Below are 15,545 nucleotides of genomic sequence, written 5' to 3'. Positions count from 1 at the left end.
CCATTTCTGCCAGGCACATATGAAAAATCATATATATCTGGATAGTTTAAATCTTAGGTCGGAAGGCGGTATCAGCAGCACAGACTTGTGCGCTCTGGCCGGTCTCCCATTTGAATCAGGTTGTTGAGGTCTTCGGTAATAAAGTGCTGGTTCGCCTGCAAGGTATCGAACAGTACAGACTTTGCCCAGGCATTTAAGTCCGGGTTGATTCGGTAAAACACCCACTGCCCCTGGCGGCGGTCTTGGAGCAGGTCTGAACTTCTCAGCAAGGCGAGGTGCCTGGAAATTTTCGGCTGGCTCAATTCGAGGGCCGCAGTTAGCTCGCATACGCAAAGCTCTTCCTCGTGAGCAATAAGGAGCAATGTGCGTAGCCGCGTATCATCGGCCAGGCATTTGTAAAACTGTACTGGGTTCATGCCGCTCTTTTTCGTAAATCCGCCTCGGCTTGGGCCAAGACTAGTAGTTTGATGCGAGTGCTCAATTCACGTGCCGTGGTGTAAAAAGGGCAGAAGCAGTGTCGCTTTGTCGGTTCCTTAAAATTCCAGGCAATCATCTGGTCAACTTTTGGGGAGGGTACGTACTCTTCCCGGCTTTTGTCGCAAAGTGTGATGACCAGGTCAAAAGGTTGGTCAGCTACATCTTCTACAACTTTGGGAATGAGTCCCTCTGTTGAAACCCCCAGTCGCTCCAGCGCTTGCAGAGCGCGTGGGTCCACTGTATGGACATTGGTTCCGGCGCCAACGGCTTCGTATGAATTGCCTCCAAAATGCCGCAACAGTGCCTCAGCCATCAGTGAGCGGGCAGAGTCCCCAGCGCAAACAAACAGAACACGCCTTTTCATTGGAGGGCTCCATTTGGCTTTTTAACAATTATATATGGAAAACCATATATTCATAGTCTTAAAAATAGCCCACTGAACCAGCGGGCTATAACCTGTGCTTAGAGCTTAAACTCGGCCCATACAGGCGCGTGGTCTGATGGGCGTTCCATAGCTCGAATATCGTAGTCCACGCCAGTCCCGACACATTTTTCCAGAAGAGGGTTGGTGGCTAGAATCAAGTCGATACGCAGGCCGCGTCTGGGCTCGCGATCGAACCCACGGCTTCGGTAGTCGAACCAGCTGAATACATCGTCTGTTTCTGGGTTTTGTGCGCGGAAAGTGTCGGTGAGCCCCCAGCCTTCAATTTTTTGAAGCCACTCGCGCTCTTCTGGAAGGAAGCTGCATTTTCCATCGCGCAGCCAGCGCTTGCGATTGGGTTCACCAATACCAATATCCTGGTCGCTGGGTGAAATATTCATATCGCCGATAACCAATACAGGCGCTTCCGGCTTACACGTGGTTTGCAGGTAGGTATCCAGGTCGGCGTAATACTTTTGCTTGGCCGGAAATTTAACCGGGTGCTCGCGATTTTCACCTTGCGGGAAATAGCCATTAATAACCGTGAGGGGCTCAGGACCGCCGATATCAAACTTGCCGGCAACCATACGGCGCTGGGCGTCGCTGGCATCAGTTGGGAAACCGTATTCGCGATCAATAAAAGGTAGACGTGAGAGCAGGGCAACGCCGTAGTGTGTTTTTTGGCCAAAATAAATCAGCTCATAGCCCAGGTCTTTTATCGCATCTACTGGAAAATCTTCGTCGGTGACTTTGGTTTCCTGTAGGCCGATGATATCGGGCTGATGGTTGTCTACCAGGGCCTGCATCTGGTGCAGGCGAGTGCGAATACTATTGACGTTAAAGGAAACAACCTTCATCTCTTCCCCCAAAATAAAAAAGGTCGGGCTAGCCCGACCTAAGAGTTAGTTCGCGGACCGGGCGCACGCCGCGCCCAGTGCCTATCAGTATTTAGAAGTTGGCAACTTGGGGCGGGGCCTTGCTGGCCTTATCGGCGAGGCCGATAAAGTCCGCCATTATATAGCCCGCTTCATTCAAAATTGGATCTTTTTCCAACTTGATCTCTACAGGACCACCAATGTTAGCCACCTCTTCAGATTCGCTTTCTTCGTATGCCTCAAAGTTCTTGTAGGGTTCAAGGCCTTTAGCTTTGCGGCGACGGTTTTCCATATCCAGCAATCGCTGATTAACGGACTTGCGCTCATTCTCTCTAGTTGATTCGTTGAGAGAGACATACTTCTTGTCAGCCCGCTCGGCGTCGAACTTGAACTGATCGCGCAGGAAAACAAAATCTGGATCTGTTTCCGTGCGCTTGTTGTGCTTGGTAATCAAGTTCGGGATCAGCATCTTCAAGTTGAAATACTTCGCATGAGGCACAGCGTGGATACGGTCCCAGGGCAGGGCAGTATCGTAAGCACTTTCACCTACATTTTCGGCATCAATCAACTGTGGCATATCGATGTCCGGCTTCACACCCGCGTGCTGTGTGCTGTCTCCGGAAACCCGGTAGAACTTGGACTGGGTAATTTTCAACTGGCCTTCCTTCAGGGGAGCCATAGTTTGCACAGTACCCTTACCAAATGATTGGTTGCCCACTACCAGACCGCGATTGTAATCCTGGATTGCACCGGCAAAAATCTCGGATGCAGAGGCGGATAAGCGATTAATCAATACCATCAGCGGCCCGCGGTACATGGCGCGTGAGCGCGAGCGGTTGTGGCGGGAAATCTGCTCGTTGGCATGACGGATCTGCACAACAGGACCCTGATCAATAAACAAGTCTGTGAGCATGGTGGCTTCTTGCAGTGAACCACCGCCATTGTTGCGAAGATCCAGAATAATACCGTCAACCTTTTCCTCTTTAAGCTCACTCAGCAGACGGGCAACGTCTCGCGTGGTGCTCTTATAGTTGGGGTCGCGGCGGCGATAGGCATCGAAGTCGATATAGAAGGTCGGCAGGTTAATCACACCAATCTTGTAACTCTTACTGCCGTCAGAGAATTCAAACACTGCCTTCTTGGCCGCCTGATCTTCAAGCTTAACTTTGCTGCGCTTGATCAAGATAGTCTTGTGAGTGCCGTCGCCACCAGTGGGGATGGTCTCCAGGCGAACATAGGTACCGGCCTTGCCGCGAATCAAGTCAACAACATCATCCAGGCGCCAGCCCACTACATCGACCATTTCGCCTTCTTTATCCTGGCCAACACCCACGATTTTATCGTTGGGCTTGATCTTGCCGGTGCGGTCGGCTGGACCACCGTGTACCAGGCGAGCAACTTTGGTGTATTCCTCGTCTGCCTGCAGCACAGCACCGATACCCTCCAAGGAGAGGGACATGCTCATATTAAAGTTTTCCAATGAGCGCGGTGACAGGTAGTTGCTGTGTGGATCGTAGAGACGAGTGAGTGAGTTCATATAGAGCTCAAATACGTCGTCGCTCTTCTGCTGCTCGAGGCGCTTCTTTTGGCCTTTGTAACGGCGTACGAGAAGGTCTTGGATTTCCTCATCGGTTTTACCGGTAAGGCGCAGATTCAGGATGCTGCTCTTTAAGCGCTTACGCCAAAGCTCATCTGCAGCGCTGATCGAGTTGGGCCACTGGCTTTCCTCCCGATCCAGCTCAAGGGTCTCTTCCCGAGAAAAGTCATAGGCGGGCAGGCCTTTCTCTAGTTGGGACAAAATATTATCTAGCCGATCCCCCATACGCAGGCGGAAACGGTTGTAGATACTGAACCCAGCGGTGACATCACCAGCGCGAAGCTGGTCATCCATCTCTGCTTCCCACGCGCGGAACTCATCGATATCAGAGGCGAGGAAGTAACTTTTAGTGGGATCGAGTGCATCGATATACTCGTTCCACAAGTTCTCGGACATTTCGTCGCCGATTTTGATTTTGTTGTAGTGCAGCATTTCAAGCTTGCTGACTATCTCTTGTGCAGTACCACCTTGACCCTCTTCGGGGGCTATTCGCTCTGGCTCTGCCAGAACACTTGTGGAAAGAAGGCCAATGACCAAGAAGCCGGAAAAGTAAGCGGCGATCCGATTGGTAAGCATAGGGAGTCTCTTTATACGTCCTACTTCATAGGCGTCCGGCCCTTATGGCTCGGCGACCTATAGCTTAGGACAAGTATAAAGGCTGAAAGCTCCAAAGGGCATGAAATACCTCTAATCAGAGATGGATCTTTTTCTTTAACACTGTATTTAGCAAAATAGCTTTCCTATTGGGTGTGAAATTGAGGCATTTTTTCTCGTTTTGAAGGCTTGAGTATGTATGGTCATCATAACTATTGTGTAACTGCAACTGTAAAAAAGCGTTAAAAACAAGCACTTTGACTAATAGGTCAGCACCACTTTGATGACTTTGAAGGCTTTTAGGGTCATGAAGTTGCACCAGTTACCACTTTATTAATTCGAGTGAGCGCTCCTCGGCTAGAAGTGTTGCTCCAATAATCACTGTGACCGCAGAAATGGTGTTTTGATTTCGGAGCAATAGGCGAATATCGGGCGAGTGCCAGTATCTGAATCTGCGAATCGTGTTTTTACCACTTGGTCCAAACAGTGGTAACATGGCCAGTAGATTTGTTTGAGGTGAGGTGCTTATGCCTTGGGAGAAAAGTTTCGATGTCGATAGCGCAGTCGATAAAGCGACGGAAGCCTTTTGGAAGAAAGGCTTTGAAGCGACTTCTCTGGCCGACCTGCTCAAAGCTACTGGGCTGACTAAAGGGAGCTTTTATAATGCCTTTGGCAGTAAGAAGCAGCTTTTTACCCTGAGTTTACTCAAGTATGAGAGAGAGCAGCGGCGCGACGTAATGGCCCGGCTTGAGTCGTTGGAAGATCCTATCGGCGCTATCAGTCAGCTTTTCGACTCCCTAATTGAACAAAGCCTTGCAGATCCGGAAAAGAAGGGCTGCTTTTTGGTTAATACCGCACTCGATATGCCTAACCTGGATAGCGATATTGGGGATGCTGTAAAAAAGGGCTTGCGGGATACTGAGTCATTTTTTGCAAGGCAGGTTCGCCTGGGGATAGAGAAAGGTGTGATATCTGATCGAGTAGACCCGGAAGTCTGCGCCAATAGTTTACTGACTCTTTTAGTCGGCTTGCGAGTGTTGGCACGTGGAGTTTTTAATAAGGAAAGCCTCTCCAGAATTAAGGTACAGGCATTAGACTTGCTGCGTTGACCTGATCTTTCTTCTGGTGTTGAAAGCTTTTCGTAGGGCCTTGGCGCCGTCCTTTGGGTTGTCAGGGCTGCACTGTGATTTCCCTCTCCAGACCTCCATTGATCCTCCTGTCAATTTTGTATTGGATAGGGCTTCATATTTTCCTGTTCATTCTCAGTAGGCATTAATGCATAGCAAATAGTTATATAAATCATATTTACCGATCGGTACAAACTCATTAGTATTGTTTGTAGCAATCGGTACATACAGTTTACAGGGGTGTCTCCCCTTATTTTTTAACCAGGTTTGGACCGATCGCTACAAACAAGTGAAACTATCTAGTTAGGAAATATGATGGCTACCTAGTTAGGAAATATGATGGCTACTTTCAAGACTCACACGATTGAATCCGCTCCTGTTGTTGCTCAGCCTCTTCTTGCAGGCGCTAAGAAATCGATGGGCTTTGTGCCCAATCTATTCGCAACTATGTCAGAAGCCCCCGCATTACTTGAGGGTTATACGACCTTGGCGGGAATTTTCGATAAAACCAATCTTTCCGAGACAGAGCGCCAAATCATCTTAATGACAAACAACCGCCTGAACGGGTGTCGTTACTGTATGGCTGCTCACACATCCATTTCCCAAATGGCCGGTGTTGAAGCGGAAATTATTGAAGCATTGCGTAGTAACACACCGATTGCAGATGAAAAGCTTGAGGCATTACGTACATTTTCTGCGGTAGTGAATGAAAGCCGTGGCTGGCCGACGGAGGAACAAGTTAGCGCTTTCCTTGCTGCTGGCTACACGGAGCAGAGCGTACTGGAAGTGGTTCTAGGTACCGCTTTAAAAGTTATGTCGAATTATACAAATCACATTGCCGAGACCGCCCTGGATAGTGCCTTTGCAGTTAATGAGTGGACTCCCGAAGGAGAGGCAGTGGCCTGATTTCTGGCCTGGGCTTGATTGGCCATCCAGCCCTCACTGAGGAGACATGGGGTGGCCATCAACAATTCGTAGCGGAGCCCGCAACTGTGTTGCGAATCGAAATTTGAATTTATTCGGCTTAAGTAACTGAGGTATACGAAATGACTCTTCAAGCTAGCAATATCACTGCATTAATCACAGGGGCAAATCGAGGTATCGGCAAGGCCATTACAGAGGGGCTGTTGGATGCGGGCGCGGTTAAAGTGTATACCGCTGTTCGCGACCTAGCCTCGGTGAGGCAGCTCGTTCAAAAGTATGGTGAAAGGGTTGTCCCCATTGAATTTGATCTTTCACGTGAAGAAACCATTCAAAACGCTGTAAAGGTTGCCGGTGATGTCAATCTGGTTGTCTCTAATGCGGGCGTAGTGAAGCTATCGACACCCTTGGACGATGATGCTGTGGAGAGCTTCAAGTATCAAATGGAGGGCAATGTTTACCCACTGATAAACCTGGCCAAAGCGTTTGGCCCTGTTTTGAAATCTAATGGTGGGGGTGTCTTTGTCCAAATGAACTCACTGGCATCCATCAAAAATTTTCTCCCATTTACTGGTTACTCCGGCTCAAAGGCGGCTGCCTATGCAGTAACTCAGGGTTTGAGGGAGGCCTGGGTCGAGCAGGGGACTCAAGTTATCAGTGTTATTGCTGGTCCAATCAAGACGGATATGGCTGACTCCGCAGGCATGGGAGAGGGAGCCCCTCCAGCGAGCATCGTGTTCGATGGCATTATGAAGGCACTAACAACGGGTGATTTTTTTGTTTATCCAGATGAGATGGCTCAAGAGGTCGCAAAAATTTACGCTCCCTATGCCAAGGGCGTACTTGAGATAGAAAGCTAATGTAGAACCCAAGAGAGGATCGGGCAATGTTACTAGATACACCAGTATGTGATTTCGGATGGAAAGCCCCAGACTTTACCTTGAAAGACCCTGACGGCAAGAGCTTTCGAATGTCGGATCATCTGGGAAGCAAGGGGCTGTTGATTGCATTTATCTGCAATCACTGCCCCTATGTTCAGGCGATTGCAAATCGTCTAGCTGAGGATGTGCGAGAGCTACAAGGACTGGGCATTAATGTTCTGGCCGTTATGTCAAACGATTATCGCGATTACCAGGTTGACAGTCCTCCTTATATGGCGAAGTTTGCCCGAGACCATGGGTTTACTTTCCCCTATTTGGTTGATGAAGATCAGTCCGTTGGGAGAGCTTACCAGGCGGTATGTACACCGGACTTCTTCGGGCTGAATAAGGATGGAGAGCTCCAATATCGAGGCCGAATCGATGATGCGGGAATGGGAAATCCGGCTGGCCGAACCAGGGAGCTGGTCAATGCAATGAAGTTGATCGCAGAGACTGGGACAGGGTCGGAAAAGCAGCTGCCAAGTATGGGGTGCTCTATTAAATGGAGTGGTAACTATAACTGATATGGGTTGCTAGCTGACAGGAATGCTTTGGTGAACATAAAGCACACAAAAATATAAGAAAATACATTAATGCAATGAGTTAACCTATTGATTATAAAGAATTAATGAAAAGTTAATGTGGTTTATTAAGTGGCGGGTGCCAGAAGTGTGACACCCGCTTTCTTGTTTACTCAGTAAGCTGGCGGGTCATGATGATGTGGTCAATGTTGTAACCATGCTTTGTAACTGCCAGGTCTAGTAGATAGTCTGTAATAGCTTCATCCAGCTGGGGAGTGCGGCTTAACAGGTAGAGGCTGGAGCGGTCTGGATCACCAACGAGTGACCACTGATAGCCAGGATCTAGCTCTAGTATCCAGTAGTCGCCGGCAGCTTTACCCTCAAAGAAGGTGATAGCGAGTTTACTGTTCGTCTCATCAATGGGGACTCCAGTACCCTGAACACTGATCGGGAACCCATATTTTGGGTGTAAGATTCGACAAAAATTGAAAACGCTGATAGATCCATCATCATTGAGGCCGTAGTCCGCAGTTACCGCAGTACAAGCCGGCTGGAAAATTTGCGGTAGCCGGGCAATCTCATACCACTTGCCGAGATACTGATTCACATCGACATAGGGAACCGTTTCCAGTTCATCATCTGCCAGAACGGCCTGGGTACTGAGTGCAAACAGTACAATCCCTATACCTCTCAATAAACTCTTCATTTCCTCGCTCCTTGTGTTCGCAGTTTTTTAGGCCGCCAGCTTCATAGCTAAGCGACAATCTCTTTACGGGGATATAACTGGAACGGATTAACCAAGTTCTGTGTTTAATCTGAATTTTAAAAAAGTGTCACCTAGGTGAATGAGCTGAGGTCCTAGAAGTTGACAGAAGGCCAGCCTTTGCTAAGTGGTGATAGATAGGATTTGTTTGAGGCTGACCATGGCTAAAACGGTAGACGTAGACGTCCTGGTATTAGGGGGCGGAATTCAAGCGATTTCATTGTTGCGAGAGCTATCAACAGATTTTTCTGTGCTGGCAATAGACCAGGGGTTAGACGATGCCGAGTCGTTACACTTTCATGGTTATTTCTCCTCAGGCTGGAATGCGGCACACCCAAGTGCGGCAAAGGCTTACTTAAAGGCCGCACAGTTTTGGCGCACACAACTGGAGAGCGATGGTGTTGATAGCCACATAACAGATTTCTATGCCGCGCTTCCCCGAGAATTTTTAGATACTGTCGAGCCCAACTGGATTGCGGCGGGTATTCCAGTGGAAGAGGTTCCGATACCAGCTCCACTGGTAACAACTAGCTTGCCGTCGCATCAGTGCTTTCGATTTGCTGATGACCTTATGTTTGACGGCGCTGAAGCCTATCGACGTTTTAGTGCTCCTGTTAGCGAGAAGCTGGTGAAAGGGAGTATCCGAAGGTTCGACAAAGATAGTGGTGGCGTGACTGAGGTCTCTGCCGATATCAATGGTAGCTCCCACCAAATAAAACCCCAGTTGGTTCTCTCAGCATGCGGGGCGGGCAATGCAGCAATACTCGAAAGTCTTGGAGTGCCAGCTCAAGGAGTGCGGGATAGCCAAGTTGTCCGGCCCCTACATATGTTGCTGGCTAAGGGTGCTAATACCCCTCCAATCTCAGCCTTCCTGATGGACATGGTAGTGGCATATCACCCGCTGGAAAGTGGAGAGGGACTTTGGATACTCACCCTCAATCCAGAGCACCCCAGGTTTCGCTCTGGTGTGGTTGACATGAGGGTGGCCCCGCCCATAGAGAGGGCGTTAATCCGGGATACCCTGGATAGATTGGCAAATTGTATGACCGGGTTTGAGGATTGGGCAGCCGGCTGTCATTGGGGTGTTTACGCAGGTTGGAAAACTGACGCTCCAGGGCCGGATGGGGATGCTCTTGTGCAGTTAAACTATCCGCGTCCATACCACATCCACAGCTTTGATATAGCCAATTTCTTGGCGGTTTGGCCGAATCACTGGGGTCTCGCCGTGGAAGCTGCAAAGGAGGCCGGGAAATGGGTTCGCTCAAAAGCTAGGCCTCGGCATCCCCAATCTGAAGCGACAGGTAGCTTGCTGTCGCTGTCAGTTGGTCATCAAGCTATTTGTAATAAATGGCAAAGCGACGAGCTGAAGTGGCACTCTTGGGCTGAGTTTGTCCAGAAAATGGGCCTGCCAATCAGGTGATTTGCTTAGTATTTCGGCGTCGAGCCATTAGTCTATGAGTCCAATAAGGCGATATTAACAACGTATTTCGCTTGCAAAGACATTTTTTTTCTGTATCTTAAATTGAAATGTAACCGGTTACATTCTGTTTCAAACGGTGGAGTGCTACGAAAACCGCGATTTGGAAACAGCGTGTCCGCTTACAAAACACGGAAATAAAAATAAATAGGCTGTTTATTCAGCTGGTTCATTGAGTGGCCCGAGGGGATGGGGTTTGGTTAAAAAAATAAGAATGGGCATGGTTGGTGGTGGGGAGGGTGCTTTTATTGGTGCAATCCATCGGATGGCTGCAGCTCTCGATGGTGAGATAGAGCTAGTCGCCGGCTGCTTTAGTAGCGATTCCGGCCGCAGTCGTAAAACTGGTGAAAAGCTGGGGCTACACCCGGACCGGATTTACCAAAGCTATCAACAGATGTTCCAAGGGGAATCCCGTCGCAGTGCTGATGATCGAGTTGAATTTGTATCTGTAGTAACTCCCAACCATCTCCATTTACCCGTTTCTATTGCTGCGTTGCGGGCGGGATTCCATGTCCTCTCCGACAAGCCAGCCGCTTCCACTTTGGAAGAAACACTTGAGCTTAAAAAGGAAGTGGAGCAAAGCGGGCATCTTTATGGTTTGACCCACACTTATGCTGCTTACCCTCTGGTTATGCAAGCGAGAGCAATCCTGGGCAGGAGAGAGTTGGGGTCTATTCGACGAGTTACTGTTGCCTATCCGCAGGGCTGGCTGGCACTAGCCGGTGATTCCACGGGAAGTAAGCAGGCGAGTTGGCGAACAGATCCTGCACGTTCGGGAGAAAGTGGCTGCTTTGCGGATATAGGCACCCATGCTCATCATCTGGTGGAGTTTTTTACTGGCCAGCATATCTCTGAAGTCTGCGCAGACGTGCAAGCGGTAGTTGATGAAAGAGCGTTGGATGATGACGGTGCAGCGCTATTTAAATTAGATCAGGGCGCCCGAGGAACACTTACAGCCAGTCAAGTCTGTGGAGGAGAGGGGAACAACCTGAATATCAGTGTTTACTGTGAAGACGGTTCGCTGTTTTGGGAGCAGGAAGCCCCAAACCAATTGCTAGTAAAGCGCAGGGGGCAGCCTGTGGCGATTTGGAAAGCCGGTGCGGATTGTGAGTATCTGGATGGAGACGTCAGGTCTTTCTGCCGGACACCTCAAGGACACCCGGAGGGCTATATAGAGGCCTTCGCCAATATCTATCGCGATTTTGCTGGTCAAGTCCGAGGCCGCCGGAAGGGGTTAGTTTCAAAGAACAGTCCTGCCGTTGGCAACATTGATGCAGGTGTTCGCGCAATGGCATTTGTGCGCGGTGTGCTGGAGAGCAGTCGCGCAAAATCCTCATGGGTTTCCCTGGCGCCTTATTGGAAGTGAGTGGCTAGGTCCAACCTCACAGAATTTAGGTATCTCTGGCAGGGTGGGCGTCCGGCAGCTAGTACGGCACAGGGAGGTGTCGGTGTCGGCCTGCGGCCAGTTACCTTTTGAAGAGTTTTCTCAAAAGGTGCAAACCAATCGCTTGGAAAGGGTTGGTTGCAGAATTAATAAGTACAGCAGTAAAAAGGATAACAATAAATGAAGGCACCCAGAATTCAGGGGCCCGGAATTTTTCTCGCCCAGTTTCTCCCATCGAGCGAACAGCCAGCATCGCTTGAATCTATGGCTCGTTGGGCATCAGACCTGGGGTACAAAGGCATCCAGGTTCCCACTTGGGACAAGCGGATTTTCGATCTTGAGCTGGCCAGTAAAAGCCAAGCTTACTGTGATGATGTGCTGGGGATCTGTGAGGAGGCTGGGGTACAGATTTCTGAATTGTCTACGCATTTGCAGGGGCAGTTGGTCGCAGCTCACCCAGCCTATAAGGAAATGCTGGATATTTTTTCTCCAGAGGCAGTACGCGGAAACTTGCAAGCCCGTGCAGAGTGGGCGAGCAATCAATTAGTTCTTGCAGCCCGGGCCAGTGCCAACCTGAAGCTCAAATCCCATGCAACTTTCTCCGGCGCTTTACTCTGGCACACTTTTTATCCTTGGCCCCAGCGCCCAGCGATGTTGGTTGAAGAAGGTTTTCGCGAGCTGGCCCGTTTGTGGCGTCCAATATTGGATGCGTTTGACAGCGCGGGGGTCGATGTCTGCTATGAGCTGCACCCTGGTGAAGACCTGCATGATGGCTTGACCTTCGAGCGGTTTCTTTACGAGGTGGAAGATCACCCTAGAGCCAACATCTTGTATGACCCAAGCCATTTGCTTTTACAGCAAATGGATTACCTAGCCTTTATCGATATCTATCACGAGCGAATCAAGGCTTTCCATGTGAAAGATGCGGAATTTCACCCGAGTGGAAGGGCTGGCGTATACGGCGGTTATGCCCCCTGGATTGACCGGCCCGGTCGCTTTCGCTCCCTGGGGGATGGCCAGGTAGATTTTCGTGGGATTTTTAGCCGACTGACCCAGTACGGTTACGATCGCTGGGCGGTATTGGAATGGGAGTGTTGCATTAAGGATCAACAGCAGGGGGCCAGCGAGGGTGCGCCATTTATTCGGGAGCACCTGATAACCGTGGCTGACAAAGCTTTTGATGATTTTGCCGGTGCTGAAACAGATCGCGCTCGAAATCGTAGGATTTTAGGGCTGGACTAATTTTTGCCAATCCCAGTGGACAACGAATAACAATAAATCATGCGGAGACTGGATAGATGAGTACACAGACAAAGGCTTTGCACAGGAACGTCTTCCTAGTGGGAAATCTGTCAATCTTTATGATTGGCCTTGGGTTTGCTGTGAGGGCTTCGATCGCCGGCAACTTACAGTCGGACATTTATGATCATATTGATCTTGCCAACTCCACTGCAATGGTTGGAGAAGCGCTTGGATTTACCTTTTCAGGGTTTGCCCTAACCCTGCTATTTGGCAGCGCATTGGTGGACTTGGTCGGTATCAAACGGATGTTAATGCTCTCATCAATAGGCTACGTGTTGGGCAGTCTGCTTATTATTGCAGCATCATTAGTAACCCCCGGGGAGGGCGTTGAGAATCTGGTTCTTGCGGGGCTGTTACTTACCGGTTTGGGCTGGGGGGCAGTGGAGGCCGCCAGTAACCCAATGGTTGCAGCGGTTGATCCTGAAAATAAAACTCACCGCCTAAATGTACTACATGCCTGGTGGCCTGCCGGGATTGTGGTGGGCGGATTACTTGGGTTAGCCATTTCTGCGCTTGAACTTCCCTGGCAGTTGAACCTGATTGTTTTGGCCCTACCGGCTGTGGTCATGGCGTGGCTTGTGTCCAGAACAGAATTCCCGGTAACTGAACGGGTTTCTTATGGCATCAGTTATGGCGAGATGTTTAAAGAAGTTTTCAGGCAGCCGATGTTTATCGTGCTATGGGTCTGTATGTGGCTAACCGCTGCAACAGAGCTGGCTCCAGGGCAGTGGGTTGACCTGACGCTCTCTCGAGTAGTCGGTATGAAGGGCATTCTCATTCTGGTTTATGTCAGCATGTTGATGTTTGTAATGCGCCACTTTGCCGGACGGCTGGCCAAAAAACTCTCTCCCATTGGGCTCTTGTGGCTCAGTAGTTTACTTGCAGCTGTTGGCCTCTATTGCTTAGGAATGGCGAGAACCCCGGTAACTGCATTCTTAGCGGCAACAGTTTGGGGCATCGGTGTCTGCTATATGTGGCCTACCATGCTCGCTACGGTATCCGAGCGTTTTGTACGCGGCGGCGCACTGTTTTTGGGGCTGCTGGGGTTTGCTGGGGGAATGTCTATTCAGTTTGTTCTGCCGAAGCTTGGAGAAATTTTTGACAGCGCCAAGATTGAGGCTGCCGGTGGTTTGGAAGCCTTTGAAAAGTTAACGGGCGATGAACTGGATGCTGTGTTGGCAACCGCCTCTATCGAATCATTCCAGTCACTGGCCATGGTTCCCCTTATCTTGCTGCCGATTTTTGCGTTTATCTGGATTTGGGATCGTAGGCAGGCTGCGAGCAAAGTGCAAGGTGTCACTGCAGTAGGCAACCAGTAGGCGTTTTCCATTTGTGCGAAAATAGTCGACTACTAACAACAAAGTAACGGAAAAGTATGTCAAACATTCGCGAAGTTGCACGTCGCTCCGGTGTTTCCGTCGCGACCGTGTCCAGAGCCCTGAAAGACCCGCAAATGGTTTCTCCGCGGACCAGGGAGCGGGTGCTGAAAGCGGTGGAAGAGGCCGGCTATCGGCCCAATATGTTGGCGAGAAACTTTAGTTCCGGTAAGTCATTTGCAGTGATGGTTCTGGTCCCAAATATTGCCAATCCTTTTTTTTCCAAAGTTATCCGAGGGATAGAAAAGGCAGCTCAAGACCAGGGTTACTCCGTTTTACTGGGAGATACCAAGGGCGAACCAGCTCATGAGCAGTTCTATGCGGGAATGGCACTGACGAATCAGGCAGATGGCCTTATTCAACTGGATAGCCGCTATCCATTTGCAGAGAAAGATGCAGCTTTAGCAGCGTCGATTCCAATGGTAAATGCGTGTGAGCGCATTGCTGAAGACGACCGCTATCCGGTTGTTGAACTGGATAATTCTGGCGCGGCGCAAGCCATGGCTCGCCATTTGATCGAGCTGGGTCACCGCCGGATCGGCATAGTGACCGGCCCGCTTAATAGTCCGATTGTGCGTGATCGCCTGGCCGGTTTTGAGGAGGAGATGCAACGGCACGGTCTCGAGTTGAATTCTGACCTGGTTGTAAACGGAGAATTCACTATGCCGTCTGGTACGAAGGGTGCAAAAAAACTGCTCTCTTTAGCCTCTGCGCCTACTGCCATTTTTTGTATGAATGATGAAATGGCTATTGGCGCTGTTCATCAAGCGAAGGAAATGGGTTTGCAGGTGCCTGCGGATGTGTCGGTGGCGGGCTTCGATAATATTGAGTTTTCGCAATTTACGGACCCGCCCCTGACAACAATTGACCAGCCTGCAGAGAAGCTGGGCAGATATGCGATGGAAACCTTGCGCCGCATTATTGACGGAAAACCGTTAAAAGCGAGTCGAACTATTTTGCCCTTTGATTTAGTGGCAAGGGGAAGTACTGCCCGCTATCAGGATTAATAAAGTACGGATGTAAAACCATCTCGGCGAACTGATTAGATAAACACCAATTCATGTGGAGATAACAACGATGAAAAAATTCACTGAGACAAAATTTTGCACGTCTTTACTGGCTTCTGCAGCACTGCTAGTCACATTGGGGGGTTGTGAACGGATGCCGGAAAAGTCCGGTATACAAGCGGATAAGGACTGGAGGCATTTATTCGACGGTAAAACGTTGCAGGGTTGGACCGGTGCCAATGGCTCCCATGTAGGAGAGGCCTGGCAGGTCGTTGATGGCAACCTGGTGCTCACTGCTGGTGGAGCGGGGGATATCGTCACTGCAGATAAGTTTTCTGATTTTGAGCTGGAACTGGAGTGGAAGATATCTGAAGGCGGAAACAGCGGCATTATTTATCGGGTAGCTGGTGGCAATGCACCAGTCTGGATGTCAGGTATGGAATACCAGGTACTGGATAACAGTGCTTTTCCCGAACTGGAAAAACTGAGCCACAGCGCGGGATCAGTCTTCGACTTGTATGCACCCAGCGAGGATGAGGTAAAGCCGGCAGGAGAATTCAATAAAACGCGTATTCGAGTGGAGAATGGTCGGGTTGAACATTGGCTGAATGGAAGCATGATTGTCAGCTATGAACTTTGGTCTGAAGATTGGGATACACGTCTTGCCAACAGTAAGTTTTCCTCTTACCCCGATTTTGCCCGTAGTGAGAGCGGCTTTATTGCTTTACAAGACCACGGCGACAAAGTGTGGTACCGCAATATCAGAATTCGGGAGCTGTAAAT

The 15,545-nt window shown here is 49.7% G+C and carries 15 protein-coding genes; 10 read left to right on the top strand and 5 right to left on the bottom strand.

Going from position 1 to position 15,545, the window contains the following annotated elements:
• Positions 1-71 precede the first annotated feature (71 nt).
• From ACJJIY_RS16575 to ACJJIY_RS16560, 4 genes are all read right to left on the bottom strand, one after another.
• On the bottom strand, positions 72-416 hold the full coding sequence (locus ACJJIY_RS16575; RefSeq protein ID WP_282932732.1) for a metalloregulator ArsR/SmtB family transcription factor: 345 nt from the start codon (positions 414-416) through the stop codon (positions 72-74).
• Entirely contained in the window at positions 413-841 is a 429-nt protein-coding gene (locus tag ACJJIY_RS16570; protein WP_445358401.1) for an arsenate reductase/protein-tyrosine-phosphatase family protein, read from the bottom strand. Before ACJJIY_RS16570 ends, ACJJIY_RS16575 begins: the two co-directional genes overlap by 4 nt.
• 98 nt (positions 842-939) lie before the next feature.
• Positions 940-1,755 carry an exodeoxyribonuclease III gene (gene xthA / locus ACJJIY_RS16565; protein ID WP_413665722.1) on the bottom strand — a complete coding sequence of 272 codons (816 nt, stop codon included), beginning with the start codon at positions 1,753-1,755 and terminating at the stop codon, positions 940-942.
• A 91-nt stretch (positions 1,756-1,846) separates the two neighbouring features.
• Positions 1,847-3,946, bottom strand: coding sequence for a carboxy terminal-processing peptidase (locus ACJJIY_RS16560; RefSeq protein WP_445358400.1), 2,100 nt, complete (start codon positions 3,944-3,946; stop codon positions 1,847-1,849).
• 545 nt (positions 3,947-4,491) lie between these two features.
• Between ACJJIY_RS16560 and ACJJIY_RS16555 the strand changes: the two genes are divergently transcribed.
• The 4 genes from ACJJIY_RS16555 (at position 4,492) to ACJJIY_RS16540 (ending at position 7,456) form a co-directional block, all read left to right on the top strand.
• Positions 4,492-5,073 carry a TetR/AcrR family transcriptional regulator gene (locus tag ACJJIY_RS16555; RefSeq protein ID WP_413665724.1) on the top strand — a complete coding sequence of 194 codons (582 nt, stop codon included), beginning with the start codon at positions 4,492-4,494 and terminating at the stop codon, positions 5,071-5,073.
• Between the two features lie 357 nt (positions 5,074-5,430).
• Entirely contained in the window at positions 5,431-5,997 is a 567-nt protein-coding gene (locus tag ACJJIY_RS16550) for a carboxymuconolactone decarboxylase family protein (protein ID WP_445358399.1), read from the top strand.
• A gap of 140 nt (positions 5,998-6,137) precedes the next feature.
• A complete protein-coding gene (locus tag ACJJIY_RS16545; RefSeq protein ID WP_445358398.1) occupies positions 6,138-6,872 on the top strand; it encodes an SDR family oxidoreductase in 735 nt (244 codons plus the stop codon).
• Between the two features lie 110 nt (positions 6,873-6,982).
• A complete protein-coding gene (locus ACJJIY_RS16540; protein WP_445358397.1) occupies positions 6,983-7,456 on the top strand; it encodes a thioredoxin family protein in 474 nt (157 codons plus the stop codon).
• Between the two features lie 166 nt (positions 7,457-7,622).
• Here ACJJIY_RS16540 and ACJJIY_RS16535 read toward each other — a convergent pair whose 3' ends face one another.
• Positions 7,623-8,159, bottom strand: coding sequence for a lipocalin family protein (locus ACJJIY_RS16535; RefSeq protein ID WP_413665728.1), 537 nt, complete (start codon positions 8,157-8,159; stop codon positions 7,623-7,625).
• Between the two features lie 217 nt (positions 8,160-8,376).
• Between ACJJIY_RS16535 and ACJJIY_RS16530 the strand changes: the two genes are divergently transcribed.
• The 6 genes from ACJJIY_RS16530 (at position 8,377) to ACJJIY_RS16505 (ending at position 15,543) form a co-directional block, all read left to right on the top strand.
• A complete protein-coding gene (locus ACJJIY_RS16530) occupies positions 8,377-9,636 on the top strand; it encodes an FAD-dependent oxidoreductase (protein WP_445358396.1) in 1,260 nt (419 codons plus the stop codon).
• 253 nt (positions 9,637-9,889) lie between these two features.
• The gene (locus tag ACJJIY_RS16525; protein ID WP_445358395.1) at positions 9,890-11,059 is read left to right on the top strand and encodes a Gfo/Idh/MocA family protein; all 1,170 of its coding nucleotides are present in this window, start codon (positions 9,890-9,892) and stop codon (positions 11,057-11,059) included.
• Positions 11,060-11,257: 198 nt separating this feature from the next.
• Positions 11,258-12,319: a sugar phosphate isomerase/epimerase family protein gene (locus ACJJIY_RS16520; protein ID WP_444913013.1), complete on the top strand. Its 1,062-nt coding sequence runs from the start codon at positions 11,258-11,260 to the stop codon at positions 12,317-12,319.
• A 56-nt stretch (positions 12,320-12,375) separates the two neighbouring features.
• The gene (locus tag ACJJIY_RS16515; protein WP_445358394.1) at positions 12,376-13,698 is read left to right on the top strand and encodes an MFS transporter; all 1,323 of its coding nucleotides are present in this window, start codon (positions 12,376-12,378) and stop codon (positions 13,696-13,698) included.
• A gap of 56 nt (positions 13,699-13,754) precedes the next feature.
• Positions 13,755-14,762, top strand: a complete 1,008-nt coding sequence (locus ACJJIY_RS16510) for a LacI family DNA-binding transcriptional regulator (RefSeq protein WP_445358393.1) — start codon at positions 13,755-13,757, stop codon at positions 14,760-14,762.
• A gap of 70 nt (positions 14,763-14,832) precedes the next feature.
• A complete protein-coding gene (locus ACJJIY_RS16505; RefSeq protein ID WP_445358392.1) occupies positions 14,833-15,543 on the top strand; it encodes a 3-keto-disaccharide hydrolase in 711 nt (236 codons plus the stop codon).
• Positions 15,544-15,545 lie beyond the last annotated feature (2 nt).

It is taken from the genome of Microbulbifer maximicatervae (SeqCode) (assembly GCF_052468155.1).
The sequence above is the reverse complement of the archived record's forward strand: the minus strand, read 5'-3'. Positions and strand labels throughout refer to the sequence as shown.

Bases quoted from the DNA above. Each gene is read 5' to 3' on its own strand.
- ACJJIY_RS16575 (WP_282932732.1), bottom strand. From the start codon at position 416: ATGAACCCAGTACAGTTTTACAAATGCCTGGCCGATGATACGCGGCTA.
- ACJJIY_RS16555 (WP_413665724.1), top strand. From the start codon at position 4,492: ATGCCTTGGGAGAAAAGTTTCGATGTCGATAGCGCAGTCGATAAAGCG.
- ACJJIY_RS16570 (WP_445358401.1), bottom strand. From the start codon at position 841: ATGAAAAGGCGTGTTCTGTTTGTTTGCGCTGGGGACTCTGCCCGCTCA.
- ACJJIY_RS16560 (WP_445358400.1), bottom strand. From the start codon at position 3,946: ATGCTTACCAATCGGATCGCCGCTTACTTTTCCGGCTTCTTGGTCATT.
- ACJJIY_RS16520 (WP_444913013.1), top strand. From the start codon at position 11,258: ATGAAGGCACCCAGAATTCAGGGGCCCGGAATTTTTCTCGCCCAGTTT.
- ACJJIY_RS16510 (WP_445358393.1), top strand. From the start codon at position 13,755: ATGTCAAACATTCGCGAAGTTGCACGTCGCTCCGGTGTTTCCGTCGCG.
- ACJJIY_RS16530 (WP_445358396.1), top strand. From the start codon at position 8,377: ATGGCTAAAACGGTAGACGTAGACGTCCTGGTATTAGGGGGCGGAATT.
- ACJJIY_RS16540 (WP_445358397.1), top strand. From the start codon at position 6,983: ATGTCGGATCATCTGGGAAGCAAGGGGCTGTTGATTGCATTTATCTGC.
- xthA (WP_413665722.1), bottom strand. From the start codon at position 1,755: ATGAAGGTTGTTTCCTTTAACGTCAATAGTATTCGCACTCGCCTGCAC.
- ACJJIY_RS16535 (WP_413665728.1), bottom strand. From the start codon at position 8,159: ATGAAGAGTTTATTGAGAGGTATAGGGATTGTACTGTTTGCACTCAGT.
- ACJJIY_RS16505 (WP_445358392.1), top strand. From the start codon at position 14,833: ATGAAAAAATTCACTGAGACAAAATTTTGCACGTCTTTACTGGCTTCT.
- ACJJIY_RS16515 (WP_445358394.1), top strand. From the start codon at position 12,376: ATGAGTACACAGACAAAGGCTTTGCACAGGAACGTCTTCCTAGTGGGA.
- ACJJIY_RS16545 (WP_445358398.1), top strand. From the start codon at position 6,138: ATGACTCTTCAAGCTAGCAATATCACTGCATTAATCACAGGGGCAAAT.
- ACJJIY_RS16550 (WP_445358399.1), top strand. From the start codon at position 5,431: ATGGCTACTTTCAAGACTCACACGATTGAATCCGCTCCTGTTGTTGCT.